Annotated in this window: 20 protein-coding genes and 1 other annotated feature; of the genes, 4 read left to right on the top strand and 16 right to left on the bottom strand. The window is 37.5% G+C overall.

What is annotated here, in order from left to right:
- Nucleotides 1-207: 207 nt before the first annotated feature.
- From MKY09_RS06495 to tyrS, 10 genes are all read right to left on the bottom strand, one after another.
- Nucleotides 208-1,485, bottom strand: a complete 1,278-nt coding sequence (locus MKY09_RS06495; RefSeq protein ID WP_342566872.1) for an IS110 family transposase — start codon at nt 1,483-1,485, stop codon at nt 208-210.
- Between the two features lie 401 nt (nt 1,486-1,886).
- On the bottom strand, nt 1,887-2,114 hold the full coding sequence (locus MKY09_RS06490) for a hypothetical protein (protein WP_169361298.1): 228 nt from the start codon (nt 2,112-2,114) through the stop codon (nt 1,887-1,889).
- 157 nt (nt 2,115-2,271) lie between these two features.
- On the bottom strand, nt 2,272-3,018 hold the full coding sequence (locus MKY09_RS06485) for an alpha/beta fold hydrolase (RefSeq protein WP_342567903.1): 747 nt from the start codon (nt 3,016-3,018) through the stop codon (nt 2,272-2,274).
- Nucleotides 3,019-3,107: 89 nt separating this feature from the next.
- Nucleotides 3,108-3,716: a response regulator transcription factor gene (locus tag MKY09_RS06480; RefSeq protein WP_251556294.1), complete on the bottom strand. Its 609-nt coding sequence runs from the start codon at nt 3,714-3,716 to the stop codon at nt 3,108-3,110.
- A gap of 12 nt (nt 3,717-3,728) precedes the next feature.
- Nucleotides 3,729-4,769 (bottom strand): sensor histidine kinase, encoded by a 1,041-nt coding sequence (locus tag MKY09_RS06475; protein ID WP_342567902.1) that lies wholly within the window; start codon nt 4,767-4,769, stop codon nt 3,729-3,731.
- A gap of 58 nt (nt 4,770-4,827) precedes the next feature.
- Complete coding sequence (locus MKY09_RS06470) at nt 4,828-5,952, bottom strand: DUF418 domain-containing protein (RefSeq protein ID WP_342567901.1); 1,125 nt, start codon at nt 5,950-5,952, stop codon at nt 4,828-4,830.
- A gap of 181 nt (nt 5,953-6,133) precedes the next feature.
- A complete protein-coding gene (locus MKY09_RS06465) occupies nt 6,134-6,955 on the bottom strand; it encodes an alpha/beta hydrolase (RefSeq protein ID WP_342567900.1) in 822 nt (273 codons plus the stop codon).
- 17 nt (nt 6,956-6,972) lie between these two features.
- Entirely contained in the window at nt 6,973-7,350 is a 378-nt protein-coding gene (locus MKY09_RS06460; RefSeq protein WP_342567899.1) for a VOC family protein, read from the bottom strand.
- A gap of 124 nt (nt 7,351-7,474) precedes the next feature.
- Nucleotides 7,475-7,723: a hypothetical protein gene (locus tag MKY09_RS06455; RefSeq protein WP_169361292.1), complete on the bottom strand. Its 249-nt coding sequence runs from the start codon at nt 7,721-7,723 to the stop codon at nt 7,475-7,477.
- A 312-nt stretch (nt 7,724-8,035) separates the two neighbouring features.
- Complete coding sequence (gene tyrS / locus MKY09_RS06450) at nt 8,036-9,301, bottom strand: tyrosine--tRNA ligase (protein WP_342567898.1); 1,266 nt, start codon at nt 9,299-9,301, stop codon at nt 8,036-8,038.
- A gap of 80 nt (nt 9,302-9,381) precedes the next feature.
- Nucleotides 9,382-9,576, bottom strand: a binding site (T-box leader).
- A 98-nt stretch (nt 9,577-9,674) separates the two neighbouring features.
- Here tyrS and MKY09_RS06445 point away from each other — a divergent pair.
- Nucleotides 9,675-12,596, top strand: coding sequence for a transglycosylase domain-containing protein (locus MKY09_RS06445; protein ID WP_342567897.1), 2,922 nt, complete (start codon nt 9,675-9,677; stop codon nt 12,594-12,596).
- Nucleotides 12,597-13,026: 430 nt separating this feature from the next.
- On the opposite strand, the gene acsA is transcribed toward MKY09_RS06445, so the two are convergent.
- Entirely contained in the window at nt 13,027-14,745 is a 1,719-nt protein-coding gene (gene acsA / locus MKY09_RS06440) for an acetate--CoA ligase (RefSeq protein WP_342567896.1), read from the bottom strand.
- A gap of 172 nt (nt 14,746-14,917) precedes the next feature.
- On the opposite strand from acsA, the gene MKY09_RS06435 reads away from it, so the two are divergent.
- From MKY09_RS06435 to MKY09_RS06425, 3 genes are read left to right on the top strand one after another with little or no spacing between them, the layout of a single operon-like run.
- Entirely contained in the window at nt 14,918-15,550 is a 633-nt protein-coding gene (locus MKY09_RS06435; RefSeq protein WP_342567895.1) for a GNAT family N-acetyltransferase, read from the top strand.
- A 39-nt stretch (nt 15,551-15,589) separates the two neighbouring features.
- Nucleotides 15,590-16,237: an acetoin utilization AcuB family protein gene (locus tag MKY09_RS06430; protein WP_342567894.1), complete on the top strand. Its 648-nt coding sequence runs from the start codon at nt 15,590-15,592 to the stop codon at nt 16,235-16,237.
- Entirely contained in the window at nt 16,207-17,409 is a 1,203-nt protein-coding gene (locus MKY09_RS06425; protein ID WP_342567893.1) for an acetoin utilization protein AcuC, read from the top strand. The genes MKY09_RS06430 and MKY09_RS06425 overlap by 31 nt, the downstream gene beginning before the upstream one ends.
- Before the next feature lie 47 nt (nt 17,410-17,456).
- Here the strand turns inward: MKY09_RS06425 and MKY09_RS06420 are convergent, their stop codons facing one another.
- The 5 genes from MKY09_RS06420 to MKY09_RS06400 form a co-directional block, all read right to left on the bottom strand.
- Nucleotides 17,457-17,876, bottom strand: coding sequence for a hypothetical protein (locus MKY09_RS06420; protein WP_251556309.1), 420 nt, complete (start codon nt 17,874-17,876; stop codon nt 17,457-17,459).
- A 72-nt stretch (nt 17,877-17,948) separates the two neighbouring features.
- A complete protein-coding gene (locus tag MKY09_RS06415; protein WP_342567892.1) occupies nt 17,949-18,656 on the bottom strand; it encodes a DNA alkylation repair protein in 708 nt (235 codons plus the stop codon).
- A gap of 1,747 nt (nt 18,657-20,403) precedes the next feature.
- The gene (locus tag MKY09_RS06410; RefSeq protein WP_342567891.1) at nt 20,404-20,877 is read right to left on the bottom strand and encodes a GNAT family N-acetyltransferase; all 474 of its coding nucleotides are present in this window, start codon (nt 20,875-20,877) and stop codon (nt 20,404-20,406) included.
- A 234-nt stretch (nt 20,878-21,111) separates the two neighbouring features.
- Nucleotides 21,112-22,110 carry a catabolite control protein A gene (gene ccpA / locus MKY09_RS06405; RefSeq protein WP_342567890.1) on the bottom strand — a complete coding sequence of 333 codons (999 nt, stop codon included), beginning with the start codon at nt 22,108-22,110 and terminating at the stop codon, nt 21,112-21,114.
- Nucleotides 22,111-22,229: 119 nt separating this feature from the next.
- Complete coding sequence (locus tag MKY09_RS06400; RefSeq protein WP_169360027.1) at nt 22,230-23,315, bottom strand: bifunctional 3-deoxy-7-phosphoheptulonate synthase/chorismate mutase; 1,086 nt, start codon at nt 23,313-23,315, stop codon at nt 22,230-22,232.
- Between the last annotated feature and the right edge of the window lie 52 nt (nt 23,316-23,367).

Raw genomic sequence — 23,367 nt, 5'->3', positions numbered from 1 at the left:
ATGTTATTCTTGGATGCACTCTGTTTCTCTGCAGAACTTATGATGACGTACCCTCCCATATCTCTTTGCGTCGCGCGCATACATTCCTTCGTTCGGTCTAGTCATAAGGCAGAGGCCGGCTATGCTCCAGCAGGGACTTGAAGTCGAATGTCGCGGTTGTGCCAGCTCTCTATGTCATCCAACTAAGTTAAAAGCTAATGAAAGTGTTCACGCTGCCGTTTGAAGAACGGTCAGGTCTTGTATCATGCGTTCTGATTGAAACATCTGTTTTTTTGTACAGAGGCCATGTGCGATTTTTAATAGTTTTCCACATAAGACCACCATGGCTTCTTTCTTTCTTAAAGGGTTTACTGGGCGTTCAATATAATAATGATATAGTGCCTTAAAGGCAGGGTTGTAACGAATCATAGGCAAGATGGCTCGGAAGAGGGCTGCACGCAATCTTTTGCGACCTCGTTTAGAAATCTTCTTTTGTCCTTTTTGCTCACCCGAGGAGTTTTCACGTAATGTTAGTCCCGCTAGTTTGATGATTTGGCGTGGACTACGAAAGTTTGTGAAGGGCCCTACCTCTGATAACAGCTCGATGGCTGTATTGGAGCCGATCCCCTCGATAGATAACAAAAATATATAATCGGGCATATCTTGAGCGATTTCTTGTAACCGTTCTGCCAGTAATTCATACTGTTGTTCCACGAGCCTATATTGCATCACCAAGGAATGAATCTCAAATCGAGCCATTTCCAGGCCTTCGGTCAACCCAATCGAGATTTCGGCAGCTTCCTTGAGTTTTATTATTTTGGGAGAAGAGACACACTTTAACCCTTCAACCTCTTTGTAGAAAGGGAGTAGCTCCGCCACTTCTTTTTCTCGAAGGTCCTCTGGTAATGGTGTTTTCTCCAGCACAGCCAGGGCGGTTTTCCCGATGTCTTTAAAGACATGTTGGAATTCTGGGAAGAACCGATCTGTCCATCGAATGATTCGATTTGTAATGATGCCAAGCTCTTTCTGAAGCGAGGCGCGATGGGATGCACCATTGCGCAGTTCCGCTTCGATGCCTTCTAAAATGCGTGGGAAGCTGAACCGTCCATCGCGGATCAACTTGGCGATGACCATCGCATCCTTCACATCGTTCTTTGTCTGCAGATTGTCATCCAATTCTTTGGATTTCTTCACGTGACTAGGATTCACGAACACATAGCGGATGTCATGCGCGGTTAAATGGGCCGCTAGGTTCATCCAGTAGTGTCCTGTTGGTTCGAACCCAACAAGGATTTCTGATTTCTCATGTTTGTTTTGTAATACAAGTAGCTGTTCATAGAAGGTCGTAAATCCTTCTGCCGACTGTCTGATGGGAAAGGACTTATGCAATACTCGTCCACGGTCGTCTACAGCACATGCGTAATGTTTGCGTTTGGCGATATCGATTCCGATGACCAACGTCTTTTCAGTCACTTGATTAATTTTATGATTCGTACTATTATTCATAAGGGGCCCTCCTATATATGTTTTGAGTATTCATTGGTTGTTACTCTAGCATCATATAAGAGGGTTCTTTTTTTTTCAAGTGCCTTTAAAGTTATAATACAGGAATGCTCCAGCGGGAATAGCGCGAGCTGAAGACCCTGGACCGAGCACAGCGAGGGAGTTTCAAGGAGAGAAAACTAAGGACGTCACATCGTGTGACAACGTTTTCCTGACCAACATCCTGTTGGCCTAAGCCGTGCCCGCGGAAAGCGTTCGCCGCAACGGAAAACAACTTCTTTGCCAGATTGTAGAACTTACGAAAATTTCTAACTACACAAATAACAAAAACAAAAAATGAAGATCACTCATTTGAGTAATCTTCATTTTTATATATGCTAAATATCATTATTTAGTAGGCATTTCTATGTCCACATATTTGTTGTGCTATTTAGTGTACTTAACAATCCTTGATTATATTCTACCCATTTCTTCATTTCTCGCTCTACCGCTTTATTTTGCCATTCGAACCAAAAGGTCGGGCACTCGCTGCAATGGCTTTCGACACCTTTATTATTGCGCAAATCCCTACATGTAAATAACGTTTTTTTACGGCAATTATAGCAATAAATTTCTTTTTCATCTAATAGCATTATACGTCCCCTCCAATTACAATAAATTATTGACCATAAAGTGGATATTAATACCTTTAAATGGTTGTATTGGAGATTTAAAATCATTTAATCTACTTCATTTATACTATGCCTAAATGAAAAAAGTCTCGAAACCAATGGCTCCGAGACTAGCAAGTTATATTCTTGCATTTATAAACTGTATACTTCTATCTGCGATTAGCTCCTTATCGGCGTCTAACGTAGCAACATGGTAGCTATTTTCTAACTCCACAATTTCCTTCCCAACAGAGGAAATTGCTTCATATATTTGAAAGGAATTCTCTGGTGGAACTACATGATCCTCTGTAGATTTAAATATTAGAGCAGGTGCAGTAATTTTAGACAGATTATCACGTACTAGCCTAGATAGCAGAAGAATATCAGACATAGACTTTACAGGGGTTTTTGAATAAGCTAACTCCTTTATCCCTGCCTGCTTAATGTCAGAACCAATCCCCTCTACAAATCGAGTCTCACTTTGAGAAAGAGTTTCATAATTTTCAATCATGTCCGGCATATAGACGGCAGCATTAATCGGCATAATGCCTTTAATTTCAGGGTAGTTTTCAGCCAAGTATAAAGTAAGCGTACCACCCATTGATAGTCCACAAACAAATATGTCTGAGCATGTTTCTTGAAGCTTGGTCAATCCTTTTTCTACGTCTTTCATCCAATCCTCATAGCTTGCACGCTCCATATCCTCTGGATCTGTACCATGGCCGGTGAGTCTTGGTCCAAAAACCGTAAAACCAGCTTCGGCAAACCTTTCCCCTAAATAATGCATACTTTGAGTGGATCCTGTAAATCCATGTATCACTAACACCCCTACATGATTTCCCTCATAGAAAAATTCCTCTGCACCCTCTAGCACTTCATAATTCACGTTCCCATCCCCCTTCTACGTTTTTACTTACTTAACGACATTTCATACCATTATTCCTTACCACATTTCTATCTCATTTAAACTCTATTTCACTCCAACCAACCGTTTTCATTTGCTTTGTTTACTGCTTGTTGTCTGCTTTCCACGTGAAGCTTTTGGATAGACGAGGATAAATAATTTCGGACAGTACCCTTCGTTAAAAATAATCGCTTTGTGATTTCTGAAGTAGTTAACCCTTCTTTAACAAGACGGAGGACGTCCCTTTCTCGATCATTCAGAGGATTCTCTACTTTCATGAAAAGAGTGGCTGCTAAATCTCTGCTCACAACCCTTTCGCCAGCAGCCACCTTTCGAATAGACTCTATTAACAAATCAATTGGCTCGTCCTTCAGTAAATATCCAGTTACGTTACTGTCAATCGCTTTTTGTAAATATCCCACTCGTGAAAAAGTAGTGACAATCATAACTTTGCTTGGAATCTGTTCCTCTTCTATTTTTCGAGCGAGCTCCAGTCCCGTCATATGTGGCATTTCAATATCTAAAATACATACATCAGGTGTTTCCTTCACAATTAGTTCCCAGGCTGTCTGACCATCCTGTGCCTCACCAACGACTTCTATATCTGCTTCAAAGGATAATAAAGAAGAAAATGCACCTAGAAGCATTTTCTGATCCTCAGCAATTACTACTCTTATCACGATGTATCCTCCTTACGAATGAATTGGTAATGTAATCGTTATGATAGTGCCTCCAGAGGAACCCTCTTTTACAAGTACGTCGCCTTGTAAAGAATGCATCCGCTCCTTCATCGAGACTAGACCATTTCCAAATCGCTTCATCTCTAAACCAATTCCATCGTCCTTGATATGTACGTAGAATACCTTATCTTTAAACTCTGTATAGATTTCACAACATTTCGCCTGACTATGTCTAAGTATGTTTGTTGTCGCCTCTCTCACACAAAGAGAGATCATGGTTTCCTCTACATTAGATAATGGTTGGCGACAATCATGATTAGATTGAACATTAATTCCCGCAGATTTTAGTACTTGCCCCGAACGTTCTAGCTCACTTTCGAGAGATATAAATTTCATATCCGTCACCAGTTCACTTACCTGCTTCATAGCAGTTCTTGTAGTTGCTAAAATATCGTCTAACTCCCTCTTAACCTTAGCTTGTTCCGTGCCTACTAATTTGGAAGCAAGCTCTGTCTTCAGCTTAATAATCGTTAAAGTATGGCCAATTGTATCATGTAGATCTCTCGCAATTCTCTGTCTTTCTTCTTGCTGAACAAGCTGTTTATTCACTTCATTTAATTTTGTTTGCAGATTAGATGTTTTTAAAAGAAAATACCTTAGTATGGGCAATGCAAGCTGAATAATCATGAAGGCTACTAAGACAGAAAAATCTAAACCATGGAGCTGCTCCTTCCAAAGAAAAAGGATAAAAAGGCAGGCAACTCCTGCTATTCCAAGCCCTATATGAAACTTAGACTTAGCTCTCCCTAACAAATCTGCAAACAAAAAACCAAAAGTAATAATTACAGAGCCCTCGAAAAAGCTTAATATTATAAGAAGCGAGTAACCAACAAGTACAGCACATAGAAGGATCCAATCCTTATTCCACAATGCAATATAATAGGAAATAACAATGAGTAATAGAAGGATGATCTGTATTCCGGGATGCAAGGCTGAATCAGATAGCATTACTAAGGTAAAAAGAAAAATGATGGAGGCTACATCAATGATCAAGTATTTGGTCGCCTGATCTTCGGGATAAAATTTTATATTTGTCACCTCTATTCACGAATTATTTGGAGACAGCTGCTACAGCTCTTCTCCTAACCCACTCCAATGGTCCAGTCTGCAATGTCCGTATACAAACATAGGCAAATAAGAATTGAAATAAAGTAATGCAGAGCCATATAGCGACTATAGTAAAGCTACCTATTTTCTCACCTAATCCTAGACCCCAGCCATAAAATATAATAGAAGCTAAAAGGTTTTGTGAGACGTAGCAGCTTAGTGACATTTTCCCGACTTCTTCTAATCGAGACCAAAGCCACTCTACCTTTCTATATTCTACTAATATACCAAATAATCCTATATATCCAAGAGACATAATAGGTGCAAATAAATAACGAACAGGCAAATCAAATGCACCACCTGGTATAAATATAAGAAGATTTAATGGAACACCTATATACATACCTAATTTAAATAGTTTTTTACGCTTCTTTTTACCAATCTCTGTTTTAGAAAAAGTACCAGATCGCATAAGAAAAACACCTAGTAAAAACAAGCATATATTCATTGGTACGATTAAAATCACTTCTAATCTATAATAAATAAAATTGACCAAACGGTTTTTAACCTGCTCGAGCCATGTACCGCTTTCATAGAGGGCAGCTCCCTCATAAGTCCCCAATGACATGTTTAATCCCCCTAGTAGAGAAGCTACTAAAACTAATAGAATAGTGACAGCATGAAAGCCACCTAACCCAATCATTATTTTTTTCATAAAGGAATCTCCTCGTTTAAGCACAAAAGCAACGATTAAACCAGTGATTGCATAGCTCATCAGGATGTCATATTCCATTACTAGGGAAAAATGAATAAAGCCCTCGACAAGTAAGAATAATAATGTCCATACATACACGCCAGGCCATGCATTCCCTTTACGTTTCGCCTGCTGGTATTTTATCTCTAGACCTACTCCAAACATAATAGTTAATAACCCTAGAAACTTACCGTTTACGAAAAAAAGAACGAGCATCCTCAGAAAATCGTCTAATGACCACCACCCGGTATAGTTAAAAGTTGTTGTATAAGCCAGGTCTCCCAAATAAGCAAAAATCCAAATATTAGTCCCTAATGTTCCAAGCACAGCAAAACCACGAAGAATATCTATTAAGCGCAATCTTTCATTTGTCATCAAATAACCCCCTCTTTCTTCTGTAAAAACTCATTCCCTTATATAAAATAATAAAGAGAAATCACGGATGCTAACATTCACAGCAGTCAGAAGTATAAGATGACACTTGTCATAACTAATCAAAAAAAGACAAGTAATGAACCATCTCGAACATCTCCGAAATGGTTCATTGCTTGTCTTTTCATCTAAGCTTTCTATCGTGAATGCGTTTTAACCAATCATCTAAATAGGCATCAAACAAAATCGGCCTTTCAATCTGTAGGTTATGTCCAGCACCATCTAGAATGGCGTAGGTTGCCTGAGGGAAATTGTCTTTTAAATGGAACGCATCCTCAAATCCTACTACATCATCCTGCCTCCCAAGTAAGAAAACGGACGGTTGTTCAAAGTTTGGTTCTTCAAACCAGCTACTAAAAGAATAGTTACCCGCAATTTTCTCTAAAAATGGTTGATTTGCTCGATTCATTCCACTGACAATTTCTTTCATCCAACGATTGTAGGTGTATTCATTTAATACGACGCAGTTCTCCTCGAATGCCACTTTTATATCGCTTCCCAAGGTTTGTAAGAATAGCTCATCCTTTGCTGCTGTTTGTTTAACAGGAAGTGTTCTTTTATCACGAGCGGCATAAATAACGGGGCAAATAAAGAAAGCACCTAGAATAGAAAAACTTTCCTTAGCGATTACTCCGCGTGCCAAATAACCTCCATATGACTCTGCTGCTATTAAAAATGGCTCATTTTGGATTTCCTTTTCTATAAAACCAATGACTATATCTAACATATCATCGGTATTGTTTAGATGAGCGAATTGCTTGGATTTACCCATTCCAGGTAAGTCTATGTATATTCTTTTATAGGAAGCTCCTGACTTTTGAAAGAAAGGCTCCATACATCCCTTCATCAGCTCCATATCAGGCGAAAACCCATGAAGCATTAAAATAGGGGTTCCTTCTCCGTATACTTCATAATAGATTTCTACGTCCTTTATTGATGCGTACATACTATTGTTCTCCTCCATTACTGACAAGCGCCAAGTGGATTACCATCCGGATCAAAAAACGTAAAGTACTTCTTATCACCATCTCCGTCTAGTGAGTTTACCGCAATTCCTTTAGACTTTAACTCATCATAAAGCGTCTCTATATCCTCGGGTATAAAGTTAATATATTTCCCTACGCCAAAATGGTTCGAAGGAAATTTCATAGGAATATGATATTCTACCTTGACTAAACAAACGACAGTCGGTGAATCACTTGATATTTTCATGACTGCAGCTTCTTCCTCTATATAGTTTAGCTGGAAACCTAGTACCTCCTCGTACCAGCGTGCTGAAACCTTAGAGTCCCTTACAGGGATAAAAATCCCCTCTACACCCTTAAGTAATGACTTGTTCAAGTTGTATCCTCCTCTCTCTTCTTCTGTATAACTATTCGGTGGCTCACTGGATTTTCCTTCTTTATTTGATAACCTTTCGTGAAAGAAAAAAACTTGAAGCTGTTAAATATCAGCTTCAAGTTTTTTAGTTCTTTTCCATATTCTCGATTAAGTCTAATAATCTTTGTCTTTTGTCATCGGCTTCTTCATGAATGATTTTAAATTCATAGCCAGTCTTTTCTTCATTAATTGAAATCTCTAGAAGATCTCCTTCTTTAGCGTCAATTGTAAACTTTTCTTTTAAAATAACTAGCTTGTCCGATTTATCATTCTTACCAAAAAGAATAACAAAAAAATCGTCGAAATGATCAAGTATATATTTTTTCGCTTCCATGTATTCTAACCCCCTTTTTTAAAAAGCTTATGTATTTAAAAATAATAAGAATTTATTTTATTTATTTTCAGAGTAAAGTTCCTAAATCTTATTCTATACTATATACTTACTTATTTTCACCTATTTTGTCTACTATTTATATAAACTTTTTAAAACGTTCATAATTCCACCTTTTTAATGAAACAGAAGAAATTTTTTCTATTTTCCTTAAGTATTTGTTATCTTTTATAAAAAGTTGACTAAGACATTATAAATTAGACGTTTTTTGACAAAAAAAGTTACTTCTCAATAGTATGAGAAGTAACTTAAAAATTATACGAATTTAATCATTTTATAATTTTTCTTTCCTCTTCTAATAATCATAAATTCATCTTCTAGTCTATCCTCTTGCCCTACAACATAACCAATTTCTGTAATTCGCTCTCCATTGATCGAGATAGCCCCATTTGTTACATCTTCACGAGCCTGTCTTTTAGATGGAGACACTGTGGCTTCCACTATAAAGTCAACTATGTTTTTATCCTCTTTTTCCATTTCCACGGTTGGAACATCCTTAAAAGCATCTTTCATTTCACTTGCTGTAAGTGCTTTTAAGTTTCCACTAAATAGCGCCTGAGAGATTCTCACTGCTTGGTCTAATGATTCTTGACCATGTACTAGGCGAGTCATTTCTTCTGCAAGTGTTATTTGGGCTTTACGTAAGTGCGGCTCATTTTGCACGGTTACTTCTAATGCTTCAATTTCAGCTCTCTCTAGGAAAGTGAAAATCTTCAAGTATTTAATCACATCTGCATCAGCTGTATTAATCCAGAATTGGTAAAACTCATACGGTGAAGTTTTTTGAGCATCTAACCACACAGCACCAGAGGCAGATTTACCGAACTTCGTACCATCCGCTTTCGTCACTAATGGAATTGTAATACCATATGCCTTAGTTTCCTCTTCATGTGTTTTGCGAATCATTTCTAAACCAGTCGTAATATTCCCCCATTGATCGGATCCACCTACTTGAACACGGCAGCCATAATGATTGAATAAGTGGTTGAAGTCGATACCTTGGATTAATGTGTACGTAAACTCTGTGAATGACAGTCCTGAATCTAAACGTGATGCAATAGAATCCTTCCCAAGCATGTAATTGATATTAATAAGTTTTCCGTAGTCTCTTAAAAATTCAATAACCGACATTGGTCCAATCCAGTCTCGATTGTTTACCATCTGTGCTCCATTTTCAGATTGAAAATCAAAGATTCGTTCCATCTGCTTTTTAATCCCTTGGACATTTAAATCAATTTGATCAGTAGTTTGCAGTTGTCTTTCCTCCGAACGACCTGAAGGATCTCCAATCATTCCGGTAGCTCCTCCTACTAAAAGAATAGGACGATGTCCGTGCATTTGAAATCTACGAAGTGTTAGGAGTGGAACGATGTGCCCAATGTGCATACTGTCTGCGGTTGGGTCAACTCCACAATATAGAGAGATTTTTTCAGTAGATAGTAGTTTTTCCATTCCTTCTGCATCCGTTTGTTGATACAAAAGGCCTCTCCATTGTAGGTCTTCAATTAATGAGTTTGTCATTTTGTTTCCTCCTTTTATTGGATTGAGCAATACCAAACAAATTGCCTATAAACAAAAAAGTCCCTACATGATAAAAATCATGCAGGGACGCTTAGTCATTAGCGCGGTACCACCCAGCTTGAAGGATCAATCCTTCCGCTTTTTCACATGTAACGTTGTGAAAACGTATAACTCCAAGCCTGTAATTCGCTTTTATACACTGACTAACTTTCACCGACCGTTAGCTCTCTAAACAGTATGTATAATCACTACTTCGGACTTTTCTTCGTTAAATGATATACCTATTTTACCTAATTTGTTTCGGATGTCAATAAGTATCGTCTAACATATTGGACTATGATATAATATTCATGATTTGGAGGTCGAGAAATAAATGAATAAATGGATGGAGAAATTCCACTTATATAAAGAGAAAGTAGATGCCTGGCAATCAACCAAGTGGGCAAGAAGGTTACGTATATCTTCAAGTGTCGTATGGAATTTATGCTTAATATTTTTAGTAGTCGGCCTCATACTTGGAGCATTTGCTACAGCTGTGGGAGCAGGCTATTTCACTTCTTTAATAAAGGATGAACCTTTAAGAAAGAAAGAAGAAATGCGAGCAGCCGTGTTTAATTATGAAGAGACTTCTGAAATTTACTTTGCAGGGGATGTCTACCTTGGGAAGCTAAGAACAGATTTGGAAAGAACTGAAACAGATCTTGCAAATGTCTCCCCTTATGTCATTGATGCAGTGTTAGCTACGGAGGACGAATACTTTAAAGTCCATAACGGGATTGTTCCTAAAGCCATCTTCAGAGGTCTATTACAGGATATGACGAACTCAGATACTCAAACGGGCGGTTCTACATTAACCCAACAGCTGATTAAAAATCAAATCCTTACAAATGAAGTTTCTTATGAACGAAAAGCTAAGGAAATTCTTTTAGCAATGCGACTAGAAGAGTTTATGAGCAAGGACGAAATATTAGAGGCTTATCTTAATATTATACCGTATGGTAGAAATGCAAACGGTCGTAATATCGCTGGAATCGAAACTGCAGCACAAGGAATTTTTAATGTGAAGGCTAAAGACCTGACTCTCCCACAGGCTGCTTACATTGCAGGTATTCCACAAGCCCCTTTTAAATACACCCCTTTTAGTAATGGTGGAGTATTAAAGGAAGGCGAATCGTTAAAGCATGGTATAGATCGCATGAAAGTCGTACTATATCGGATGAAAGAAACCGGATATATAACAGAAGCGGAATACCAAGCAGCAGTTAACTATGATATTACAAAAGACTTTAGACAAAAGGAAACGTTGCCAGAGGAAAAGTATCCATGGCTTACCTTTGAAATTGAAAAGAGAGTTAGAGATATTTTAAGTGTTCAGCTAGCTGAAAAAGACGGAGTGGATTTAGAAGCTCTAGAAAAAGATGATCCTCTAATTGAAAAGTATAATATTATGGCACAGCGTGCTGCTAGTACGGGTGGGTATCGTATCCATACTACTATTAACAAGGACATGTATGAAAAAATGCTGCAGGTAAGAGATGCGTTTGAGTCTTATGGACATACGTATACGAATATTAGTGTTAAGGATCCTATTACTGGAGAAACAGTCACAAAGGATTTCCCTGTACAAGTTGGAAGTATGCTAATAGAAAATGGAACTGGCCGTATTCTCTCGTTCTTAGGTGGTCGAGATTATAATGTAGAGCAATATAATCATGCTACTCAGGCAGTACGCTCCATGGGTTCTACGATTAAGCCATTGGTAGTTTATGCACCAGCTATTGAATACGGTGTAATTGGAGCAGGAAGTCCTCTTGCAGACGTTAAATTTAATATAAATGACAATGGAAATAAGTGGTCGCCTTCTAACTATACAACGGAACAAGAGCTTGGAATTATTTCCGCTCGACAAGCAGTAACAACTTCCCAAAACTTATCTACCATTAGACTTTATGATCAAATAAAAGATAAAAAGCCAACTGATTTCATGATGAAAATGGGCTTTGAAAGCATTGAAGAAGATGAATATGCTAATCTTGCCCTTTCTATTGGAGGCATGAGAAAAGGTGCTTCTTTAGAAGAAAATACAAATGCATACGGAACTTTTGCGAATAATGGTCAATTTGTTGATGCATATATGATTGAGAAAATTGTAGACGTGGAAGGCAATGTTGTTTACCAGCATAAAGTAGAGCCTGTCGATGTTTTTAGTCCTCAAACAGCATATATTATGACTGATATTTTAAGAGATGTTATGACACAAGGTACTGCTAAGCTGGCAAGCTCTCGTTTAAAATTCCAATCTGACTTTGGTGCGAAAACTGGTACAACACAAGGTCATAGTGATTCATGGTTAGTAGGGTACAATCCAAATGTTTCATTGGGTGTTTGGCTTGGTTATGACGAGCAAAAGCTTACATTATTCCATATGAACAATCGTTATGGGCACCCAAGTGTTCGTATCAATACACTTTGGTCGAACATGATGAATGCGATGTATGACATCAATCCCGAGCTAATGGATGCACCAAATGCTTTCCAAGCACCTGAAGGAGTCGTTTCCAGATCTTTCTGTGGTATTTCCGGTCTAGCACCTTCTACTGCTTGTGAGCAGGCAGGTCTTGTAAAATCGGATTTATTTAATGCGAAGGTTATGCTTCCTACGCAGGCAGACGATAGTCTAGTATCCTCATCTTATGTAGTCATCGACGGTAGTAAATACCGATCATTGGATTCTACTCCAAGCGAATTTGTTACTGCAGGTGGTCACGGAGTAAGTGAGGACTTTATAAAACGAATGCTAGGTCGATTTGGTGGAGACGCTAGTAAGCTATTCCCGAATGATTCATCATTTGCTAGCAATGTAGTTTCAGAAAAGGTATTTGAGGCAGACGGAACTCCCCCTGCTCCAGTAACTACCTCTCTGACAGGTAATACAATGACATGGACGAAATCGGCTTCTAGTGATGTAGTCGGATATCGTGTATACCAAGTCGTTAATGGTAACAGAGTTCTAATGGCAACTAAGAAAGAGGCAGAAAATTATAGCTATCAAATCACCTCTCCAGGTCAATATGTAGTAGTAACAGTTGATATTACCGGATTACAATCTGGTGCATCTAACATAGCTACTATTAATGCTCCAGAGCCTGTGATACCAGTTCTTCCCCCGGAGGAACCAGTAGAAGAAGTGCCTGAACAGCCTGTCCCAGGTGATGGTAATGGCGGTGGCGGTGAGGTAATCATTACACCTCCAGTCGAGCCTACCCCACCACCGGAAGAAGAATCTACACCATAACAAGAAAAGCGCAGGCGCCTGTCTCTGCCCCGACAGGCAAATGGAGAAAAGCGAGGAGGCAGTTCCTCAGCCACCGGAGCTTTTATCCATTTGACCCGAGGGGCAAGGCGCTGGAGCTAGACATTAATTTATCCACAGGTTCAGAATTTTATAATTTCCTAAATAAAGAGAAAAAGCGGTGACTAATAGTCATCGCTTTTTTGTTTCGATAAAAAAGAACTTCAGACACCACAACTAGTAATTGAAAAAAATAATACATGCAGAATAAAAATAGTGTGATTTCCATTTTTCCCCTTCCAATATATTTTTTGCGTGACCACCAATAAAACTAAATAAAAAAGGAGCACTAATTCATATGCGAATTAGTGCCCCTAATTTGAATAACAATTAAAATTTCCTAACAATATTCCAATGTGCTTTTGTGAAAAAACTAGTCTTCCATCGTAGATAAATCACCAGTTGGAAGCTGTAATTCCCATGCCTTTAATACTCGGCGCATAATCTTACCGCTTCTGGTTTTAGGTAGCTTATCCTTAAACTCAATTTCTCTAGGAGCAGCATGAGCGGCAAGACCCTTCTTCACAAATTGCTGAATATCTGCAATGAGCTCATCAGAAGGCTCATACCCTTCATTTAAAGCAACAAATGCTTTAATAATCTCTCCACGGACTGGATCTGGCTTCCCTATTACTCCTGCCTCAAGAATTGCAGGATGCTCTAACAATTTACTTTCCACTTCGAATGGACCTACACGCTCACCTGAGGTCATAATTACGTCGTCTACTCTTCCTTGAAACCAGAAATAACCATCATCATCCATATATGCGGAATCTCCTGAGAAGTACCATTCATCATTAATAAAATAGGATTCAAACTTTTCTTGGTTTTTCCAAACCTGACGCATCATAGATGGCCATCCTTTTTTAATGGCAAGGTTACCCATTGTGAATGGTGGGACCTCTACTCCATTGTTATCAATAATTGCAGCCTTAACGCCTGGCAATGGTTTCCCCATGGAGCCTGGCTTAATAGGTAGGCAGCCATAGTTACAAATCATTTGAGCGCCTGTTTCAGTCATCCACCAAGTATCATGAATTCGTTTATTGAATACCTGCATTCCCCACTTAATAACCTCAGGGTTAAGTGGCTCACCAACTGATAATACATGACGCAGGGAGGTTAGATCATATTTCTTCACGATGCCATCCCCGGCTCCCATTAGCATACGAAAAGCAGTTGGAGCACTGTACCAAACCGTAACCTTATATTCTTCTATTGCTTTATACCAAGCATCTGGTGAGAAACGTCCACCTAAGATTAAGGAAGTTGTTCCAGCAAGCCAAGGTCCAAATATTCCATAGGAAGTTCCAGTAACCCAACCTGGGTCTGCCGTACACCAATAGATATCATCTTCTCTTATATCCATAACCCATTTCATGGACTGATAGTGTTGAACCATCGCATAATGAACATGTAATATTCCTTTAGGCTTACCAGTAGAGCCAGAAGTATAATGCAGTATAAGTCCATCTTCTTTATCTACCCATTCTATTTCAAATTCATCAGAGGCATTGTTTAACGCCTTATTAAAATCTACAAATTTATCATCCTCTTGAATATTGTCTCCCACTAGAAAAACAGTTTCCAAATCTGGTAGACGATCTAAAGGTATTCTTCCTAGCAATTCAGGTGTAGTGACAATTGCCTTCGCTTCGCTATCTAGTAAACGATCATATACTGCCCCTTCCATAAAGGCTTCAAACAATGGACCAACAATTGCGCCCATTTTTACTGCCCCTAGCAAAGCAAAATATAATTCCGGAGATCTTGGCATAAAAATAAATAGGCGGTCCCCTTTTGCTAAATTAGAGTGCTCTTTGTAAACGTTTGCAGCTTTGTCTGTCCAGGTTTTCATGTTAGCAAATGTATATGACTCCTTGCGATCAACATCTTGATAATATAAGGCTACCTTGTCCTTAATATCTGATGCTGCATGACGGTCAATCGCTTCGTATGCCATATTCACCTTGCCTGTCTCATACCAGGAAAAAGACTTTTCAGCTTCCTCCCATTGAAAATCCTGAGCAGTTTTCTCATAGTCCTTTAATTGATACTCCTCTTGTACTACTGGTAACGCTTCGATTTTCATCCCAATTCACCCTTTCTAAATATACTCTCTTATATTCTACAATACTCTCACAAAGTAATGCTAATGTTTTAACTTTTTTGAATGTTTTGTTACATAACTGAAGTAATCGCTTTCTTCTTAAAAAATCATGTATAATAGTGGCAACTGTAACTAAATTATAGGTGGTGAATATGTGGAACATAAAAAAGTATTTTATTCGATAGAGAAAGAGACAAAGCATGGTCCAATTACTATTGAAGGACCCGTAGCATCTGAAGAATTAGCCAAGTTGACTTTCCATGAGGATTTAATAGCATTTCGAAATCCTCAACAACAACAGAAAGCAATTATCGAAATTGCAAAGTTACCAGAGGGTCGGATTATCATTGTTAGAGAAAAGGACATGATTGTTGGGTACTGTACATTTCTTCACCCAGACCCACTAGAACGTTGGTCCCAAGGGAACATGGAAAACTTAATAGAATTAGGGGCTATTGAAGTTATTCCAAAATACCGTGGAACTGGAGTCGGAAAAGAATTACTCAGAGTCTCTATGATGGACGATGCGATGGAAGATTATATAACGATAACAACTGAATACTACTGGCATTGGGATTTAAAAGGAACTGGTTTAAATGTATGGGAGTACCGAAAGATGATGGAAAAAATGATGATGGCTGGTGGCCTTGAATATTTTGCAACAGATGATCCAGAGATTAGCTCTCATCCAGCCAATTGCTTGATGGCCAAAATCGGTAGTCGTGTGGACAATGAATCCATCCAGCAATTTGATCAATTACGTTTTATGAATCGCTTCATGTATTAAGGAAGATGTTTTAAATTTCTCACAAAGGGGTTTGGTTTTATGCTTGTAGAAGAAATCATGAATACATCAGTACCTACTTTAACACCGTCACATACTATAAATGATGCTTTAAAAGTCTTAAAGGAGAAACGTATTAGGCACATACCAATTGTTAATGAGGAACGTGAAGTTTTAGGGGTGGTAACAGACCGTGACTTAAAGGAAGCAACCCCCTCCTCTCTACAGGATAGAAAGGATGCGGAAATTTTAGATTTGCCATTAGAAAAAATTATGACTAAGAACCCTATTACTGGGCACCCGCTTGATTTTGTCGAAGAAACAGCTAGTATTTTCTACGATAATCGTATAGGTTGCCTACCTATAGTGAGTCAAGGAAAGCTAGTCGGCATGATTACAGAATCGGATCTTCTCTATAAATTTATCGAGCTGACAGGTGTGCATCAGCCGGGATCTCAGATGGAAATACGTGTACCCAACCGACCAGGCGTCTTATTTGAAATATCTAAAGTAATTTATGAGCAAAAAGTGAATTTACTTAGCGTCTTAGTATATCCCGATAAAAATGATAGTGAATACAAAATTCTCGTTTTACGTGTCAAAACGATGAATCCTCTGAAATTGGTTCAAGCAGTAAGAGATGCCGGCTTTGAGGTTTTATGGCCAAGCCAGCCGGGATTGAATGTATGAAAAAGAATGCTGTTTTTATCTTCTCAGAAAATCAGCTTGGTTATAAATTTTCAGAAACTCATCCCTTTAACCAAAAACGCCTGACACTTACTGTTGACCTTTTAATGGAAATGAATTCACTATCACCTTCGGATATTGTGGCACCCCGTATAGCAACGGATGAAGAACTATGTTTAGTGCATGACCCTAGTTACATTGATATTGTTAAAAAAGCTAGTCAAGAGACAGAGAGCACCTCCAAATATGAGAGTTATGGGATTGGAACGGAAGATACCCCAATTTTCCCCCAAATGCATGAAGCAAGTGCCAGCTTAGTTGGAGGCACACTGACTGCTGTAGATTATGTAATGGAGGGAAAATCGAACCATGCGATAAATTTAGGTGGGGGACTGCATCATGGTTTTAAAGGCAGAGCCTCTGGATTTTGTGTCTATAATGACAGTTCCGTGGCGATTAAATATATGCAGGAAAAGTATAATGCTCGTGTACTTTACATAGACACGGATGCTCATCACGGTGATGGCGTGCAATGGAGCTTCTATGACGACCCTAATGTTTGTACTGTTTCTATTCACGAAACCGGAAGATACCTTTTCCCTGGAACCGGAAATATTACCGAAAGAGGAACTGGTGAAGGCTATGGAACTTCTTTTAATTTCCCCATCGATGCCTTTACAGAGGATGATTCTTTTCTGGATATTTATCGGACAAGCTTAACGGAGATTGTCGAATGGTTTAAGCCTGATGTTATTTTAAGTCAAAATGGTGCCGATGCTCATTTTTTTGACCCCCTCACGCACTTGTATGGAACGATGAATATCTATAGAGAAATACCTAAACTTGCCCACGAGCTAGCACATAAGTATTGTGAAGGTCGTTGGATAGCGGTTGGTGGTGGTGGATATGATATTTGGAGAGTCGTCCCAAGGGCTTGGTCTTTACTTTGGATGGAGATGAATGACATTCCATCGCCAACTGGGAATCTTCCAAAGGCCTGGCTCGATAGATGGAGCGCAGAGTCACCTATTCCCTTTATCCCAACGTGGATGGATCCAAATCCACTATATGAGCCTATACCTAGAAAGCTAGAGATAACGGAAAAGAACAAGCAAATGCTAGATAAAGCTTTGTATCAGCTGCGAAGCCAAAAGTCATACAAAAAGCTAGACTAATAATTTAATCATAAAAAAACAGGGTGGTTATTAACTCCACTCTGTTTTTATTTCTCTGCATTATTTAAAATGGCAAAGAACTCTTCCCCACCCTTCATCTCATAGTTTTTCTCTGAACTGATAACATAAAGGGAACTCCTCTTTGAATCAAGGAACATCGCATAGCCTGTATTTAGTGTGATATTAATTCGATAATCATGATCAGCAGTTGATTCGGCTGGTATAAATTTTGCATTCTTAAAAATCTTTATGAGATCGTGCTGTCTTTCTAATGGAATTTCAACTTCTTCAAATATATTTTCTCTTTCTATATCAATACTATGAACATTTAAGAATTGGTTATCTACATTAAAGTTTGCATTTTCTAATATGTCTGTCGCAGAGTACTCCTGGTTGCCCATTCCAAATCTCATAAGAATTATACCTATAGTTACGACAATAACCGCTATCCATGCAATTTTCTTCACAGAACGCCTTCTCTCTATACTTTTTAGAAGTCATCATCTTATTAATGAATACTCAAGAAGGATTTTTATAAATTAGCATCTTACATATTTTCTTTTAAAACCAAGTCTATCCCTATCTATTTCTTTTTGTATATTGCTATATGCATCCAGAAGGCTACTTTTTTTCTTATGCTGATTTATTTCTATTGTTCCTATTGATTTAGCAGTTTCTATAGCCTTTTCATGAAGCGGCAAATAGGAAACCCCCACGGTGTAAATAAAATTATTCATAGAGGATTTAACTCGCTCGGGCGAATCATGTATGCTTTTACTCACCATATCCAACATATTAGATATCTTACTCTTAGAAAATTCCTCATCTTTTCTATTTCCTAATAGCCAACAATAACAGCTCCAACCAGCTGAGCTTGTTAACTCTTCATCACTTGCAATCCATTGATCGGCAACGTCTTGTGCAAGATCAGACTCGGACAATGTAACGGCTACAACGTAATCAGACAGCATATAAAAATATGCCCCCTTTATCCAACGCTCAAAATCAGACACCTTCATCGCTTTAGGATCTGCAATAATTCCTGCGAAGTACATCGCATCGTAATTGCCTGTCGCATAAAGCTCCTCCGCTAACTGCTGATTAATTTTAATCTTCTTTGCAATTGGCTTCATTGCCCCTGTAGCTACCCCAAAAAGCGGTTCCCGGGCACCGTTAGAAAGGTAATTTTTTTTAGTTCGTTCCTTTCCTAACGCTTCGAGCTCCTGCATTACCATTTCCATATTCATGATATTGCTTCCCCCCACTTTATATTTTTGACATACGCTTATTTCTAACATTCATTTCATCTTAAACATAATAGATTTCTAATTTATAGAGATTAAATTATAATAAACTGTAAGAAAAAGTAATTTTTAACTACTGTGTTAGATATAATTTCGTAAGATTTATAGCTAATACTATTAAAGATTGCCGAGAAAAGAGGTATACATTTGGGTTTTACCATTTTAATGTTTATTGGTTTGTTATTCTTTGTTTTCTGTTTTATCGTAGGTGCTTTCTATTGGTTTAGTGATAGAGGAAATAAATTTTAAATTTTACAAAGACTTTTACTATCACTCTTTTGCACCCAAGCAAATAAGAGCATCTTACCTGATCACCTTCTTGTACTTTGCCCATACTTAGATGTTTCTAGACCTCTGCGTAAATATACCGATAACTATGATAATCGTACCATTAAGCGCAAACAAAAAACTGAAAAATACCATAAGCATCCCAGTTGCAAACCCACCAGGGTCAAAGGGACTCACACTTGCATAAGTAACAAAAAAAACTAAAGGCGTTAAAAGTAAGACAATTATTCCAGCCCAGATTCTTTTCCTTTTATTTTTTCCAGTAATTTTGAATGCCATCAAGTTTGTTATACCCAAGACAATGAAGAATATTAAAAGAATTATAATTCCTATCTGAACCAGCTCCTTTTTACCTAAATAATACCATATTTTATTTGTTAATGATTCTTTATTTAAGGAGTCCAATAATATGAAGACTAGGAAGTGTAAAACCAATAACCAATTTTTTGACTACTTGGATTTTCACGACTGCGTTATATCGTACAACTTTTATTATGTGAAAACGTCTGTGTAAGAAGTAACAAAAAAATGGGGTGATATTATGGTATTTATGTTCAATAAGATAACACTTTTTAGCATAAGCTTTATATCAATTTGTTTAATAGTAATTGGATTTATATTACAAACCATCCTTATCCCTTTACAAGATATCGATCTTATAAGTGATAAAGAACTTTTGGAATATCAAAAAGAATATGCAATCAACTATCCCTTAGGAACAGGGCTGCTCCTTTTAGGTCAGTTTCTTATGGTTTTAGTTATAATTCTATTCATTATTAAGTTTATAAAATCTAAAAGTAATAATCAAAAATCAAATGTATAACTATCCAACTAAAATATTTGTTCTTCAACTAACGCGTCCTTTATCAAAATATGGCCATCATTTCGGTTGTTTATTTTTATATCATAAATATCAAGGTGATTATAGCTTGGGGGATTTTTATGATAATTCAAGGGATAAGTCATCTAAAGAAAAGTGACTATTTCATAGGGGAGGATATAAGGACTTTTTTAGGTGACGAAAAATTCCAATCCTATCAAAGAGGTTTGGTTTTTCCATTTTTATTATTAGGTACGATTATGATTTGTATGGGAATGATTGAAAATACATTAAATATACCAACACTACTTTTTTTAACAATCTTTCTCTCTCTTAGTCTGATTCCAATAATATTAATTTTCTATAACAATAAAAAATTCACAAATCGATATATTTTTTATAAGAAATAAATAAGTATATTGTTTTTCAACTAAGGGTGTAGTTTAGTTTAGTTTAATTAGTATCAACCTGTAAGGGGCATAGAAATTTAGAGTTGCATTCTTTGACAGAGCTGGCACTATAATTGAGGATTATCCAGACCATGATTGGGCTGGAATAGTCCAAAAAGCCAATTTTTATGTACTACAATATTTTCTTTAATACTAACTCATCATTCAATGGGATCCCATCATGTCCAATTAAAGGTATGGAAGGTTTTAAATTTCGTGCCTTGTTTACACCATTAGGAATAATAGATGTAATTCTATAATTTCTTTTTTGGTAAAATCTCAAAGCGTTCAAATTATCATTTGTCGTTACTAGACTTACTACATGTAGCTTCTTTTGCATTGCTATGTATTCGACCTTTTCCATTAATGAAGAGCCAATGCCCTTTCCTTCTTGGAGACTATCTAATGAAATAACCTCAATTTCATTATCTTTCAAAACATAGGTAACTAAACCAACAATCTGATTATTGTCCTCGAAAATGAAGCCATCCAATTGATCACATAGATAGATACCTGTTGAAACTACCATCTCAGTACTTCCCCAATTTTCCTTAAAAAATGAAACAACCTTTTCTCTATTTTCTATCGTTATTTCTTTAATACTCATTTGCTAATACCTCATTTCTCTCCATTAATTGTTTAAGATTAATACAAAAAATATTAGTCCTTTTTCCAAAACATTCCGTATAAAACTGCCCTTGCTTTAACAAAGCTTTTAACTTAAAATATATTATCCTAAACTAGTATTATTTTACCTTTAGTGTATCATTTTTTTAAAAAACAAACTAATTATTCCCACAAAAAAAAGAGCCATGAAATTCATGACTCTTCCTCCTTATATTTATTTTACTGTTTTTCTTTCTTCAATCCGATAAGGAAGCACTACATTTTGTTCCTCGATTTTTTCCTTATTCATAAACTTCGTAAGGAGTCTCATAGAAACTGCTCCTATATCATACAAAGGAAGCACAACGCTAGTTAGTTGTGGACGAACCATTCGAGCAAGCTTAGAATTCTCAAAGCTAATAATTTCGATATCATTAGGAACATTTAACCCACTATCCTGCGCTCCGTGAATAAGCCCGATTGCGAGTTCGTCACTTCCAGCAAAAAATGCTGTTGGTGGATTCTCTAATTTTCTTAGCTGCTCCCACGCTATTAAACCATCGTCATACGTGTTATCGACACCTACTATTAAATCCTCATCTACATCGATACCTGCATTTTCTAACGCCTCTTCATACCCTGCTAGCTTAAAGTCACGATTAATAGGAGAAGAAATGGAACCCGATATAAAAGCGATCCTATTGTGTCCATTTTGGATTAGTCGGTTTACTGCATCGATAGCTGCCTCACGATACTCTATATTTACAGAAGGGAAAGAATTAGAATGCTCCACGGTGCCTGCCAAAACAACTGGCACATTGGAACGGTTCATCTCATGTAGCATTTCCTCTGAAATATAGTCACTCATCATAACGACACCATCTACCTGTTTACTTAAGAGGGTCGTCAATAACTGAACTTCTTTTTCTTCCTGTTGATCCGAATTGGTTAAGATAATATTATAGCGATACATCGTAGCAATATCTTCTATCCCTCGAACAAGCTCGGCATAGAACACGTTTGATATATCAGGAATAATAACCCCTACCGTTTTTGTTTTTTTACTTGCCAAGCCTCTTGCCACTGCGTTTGGTCGGTAATCTAATCGTTCAATCACAGCCAACACCTTTTGTCGAGTTACTGGTTTTACGTTTTGATTGCCATTAACTACACGGGAAACAGTGGCCATCGATACGTTTGCTTCTCTGGCTACATCATAAATAGTGATAGTCATTGTATTCCCTCCTTTACTTATCTAATTTATAGTATATATGTAAATAATACTTTATATCCTTAATAACTTTCAATTATATAATAAAACCGACTCTAATTTAGAGTCGGTTTTGTGTCAATTTATGCGTGAATCTCATGATTTTTCATGAATTTTTGGATGGAATCGTAAAACTCATCAAATTGTTTTAAGTTCATCTGTTGAGCAGCATCAGATAATGCTACCGCTGGATCTGGATGTACTTCAGCCATTACCCCGTCTGCACCAATGGCAATTGCTGCTTTAGCGGCTGGTAAAAGAATATCACGACGTCCAGTGGAATGTGTTACATCTACAAATACTGGCAAGTGCGTTTCTTGTTTTAAGATTGGCACTGCTGAGATATCTAAGGTGTTTCTAGTAGCTCTTTCATATGTGCGGATACCACGTTCACATAGGATGATTTGATCGTTTCCTTGTGACATAATATATTCTGCAGCATGGATAAACTCATCTAACGTAGCTGCAATTCCTCGTTTTAAAAGGATTGGCTTATTAATTTGTCCAACTGCCTTTAATAGCTCAAAGTTTTGCATATTACGTGCTCCGACCTGTACGACATCTACATAGTCAAGTGCCTCATCTAAATGACTTGGAGTCACAATTTCAGAAACAACCGCTAAACCAAATTCTTCAGAAATTTGTTTTAAGATCTTTAATCCTTCTAATCCAAGCCCTTGGAAGTCGTAAGGAGATGTACGTGGTTTGTATGCTCCACCGCGAATTAGCTTTAGACCTTTAGATTGGATTGCAGCAGCAACCTCTGCAACCTGTGTATATGATTCTACAGCACATGGACCAAATACAAATGATGGTGCTCCTGTACCAATTTGTTCACCGTTAATCGTTACGATCGTGTCCTCTGATTTCTTTTTACGAGAAACAAGAAGCGCTTTTTTCTGATCATCGACTTGTAATTCTAGAGCCGTTTTAAAAATTTCTTTAAAAATATGCTCCACAGTAGATTGTGGTAAAGGACCATCATTATGTTCTTTAAGATGATCTAGCATATGTCTTTCACGAAGAGGATCATATCTATTAACACCTTGCTTTTCTTTTACTCTACCTATTTCTTGTACTACTCCAGCTCTTTCATTGATCAAACGTAAAATTTCTACATTGACCTCATCAACTCGGCTTCGTAAAGCCTCTAAATCCATTTGATTCATAGATATTTCTCCTTTCGTTTCAGCTACGACTCTTTCTATCGCCTGAAAATTG

The organism is Psychrobacillus sp. FSL K6-4046 (assembly GCF_038624605.1).
Classification (GTDB): Bacteria; Bacillota; Bacilli; order Bacillales_A; family Planococcaceae; genus Psychrobacillus.
This window is presented reverse-complemented; position numbering and strand designations above follow the sequence as displayed.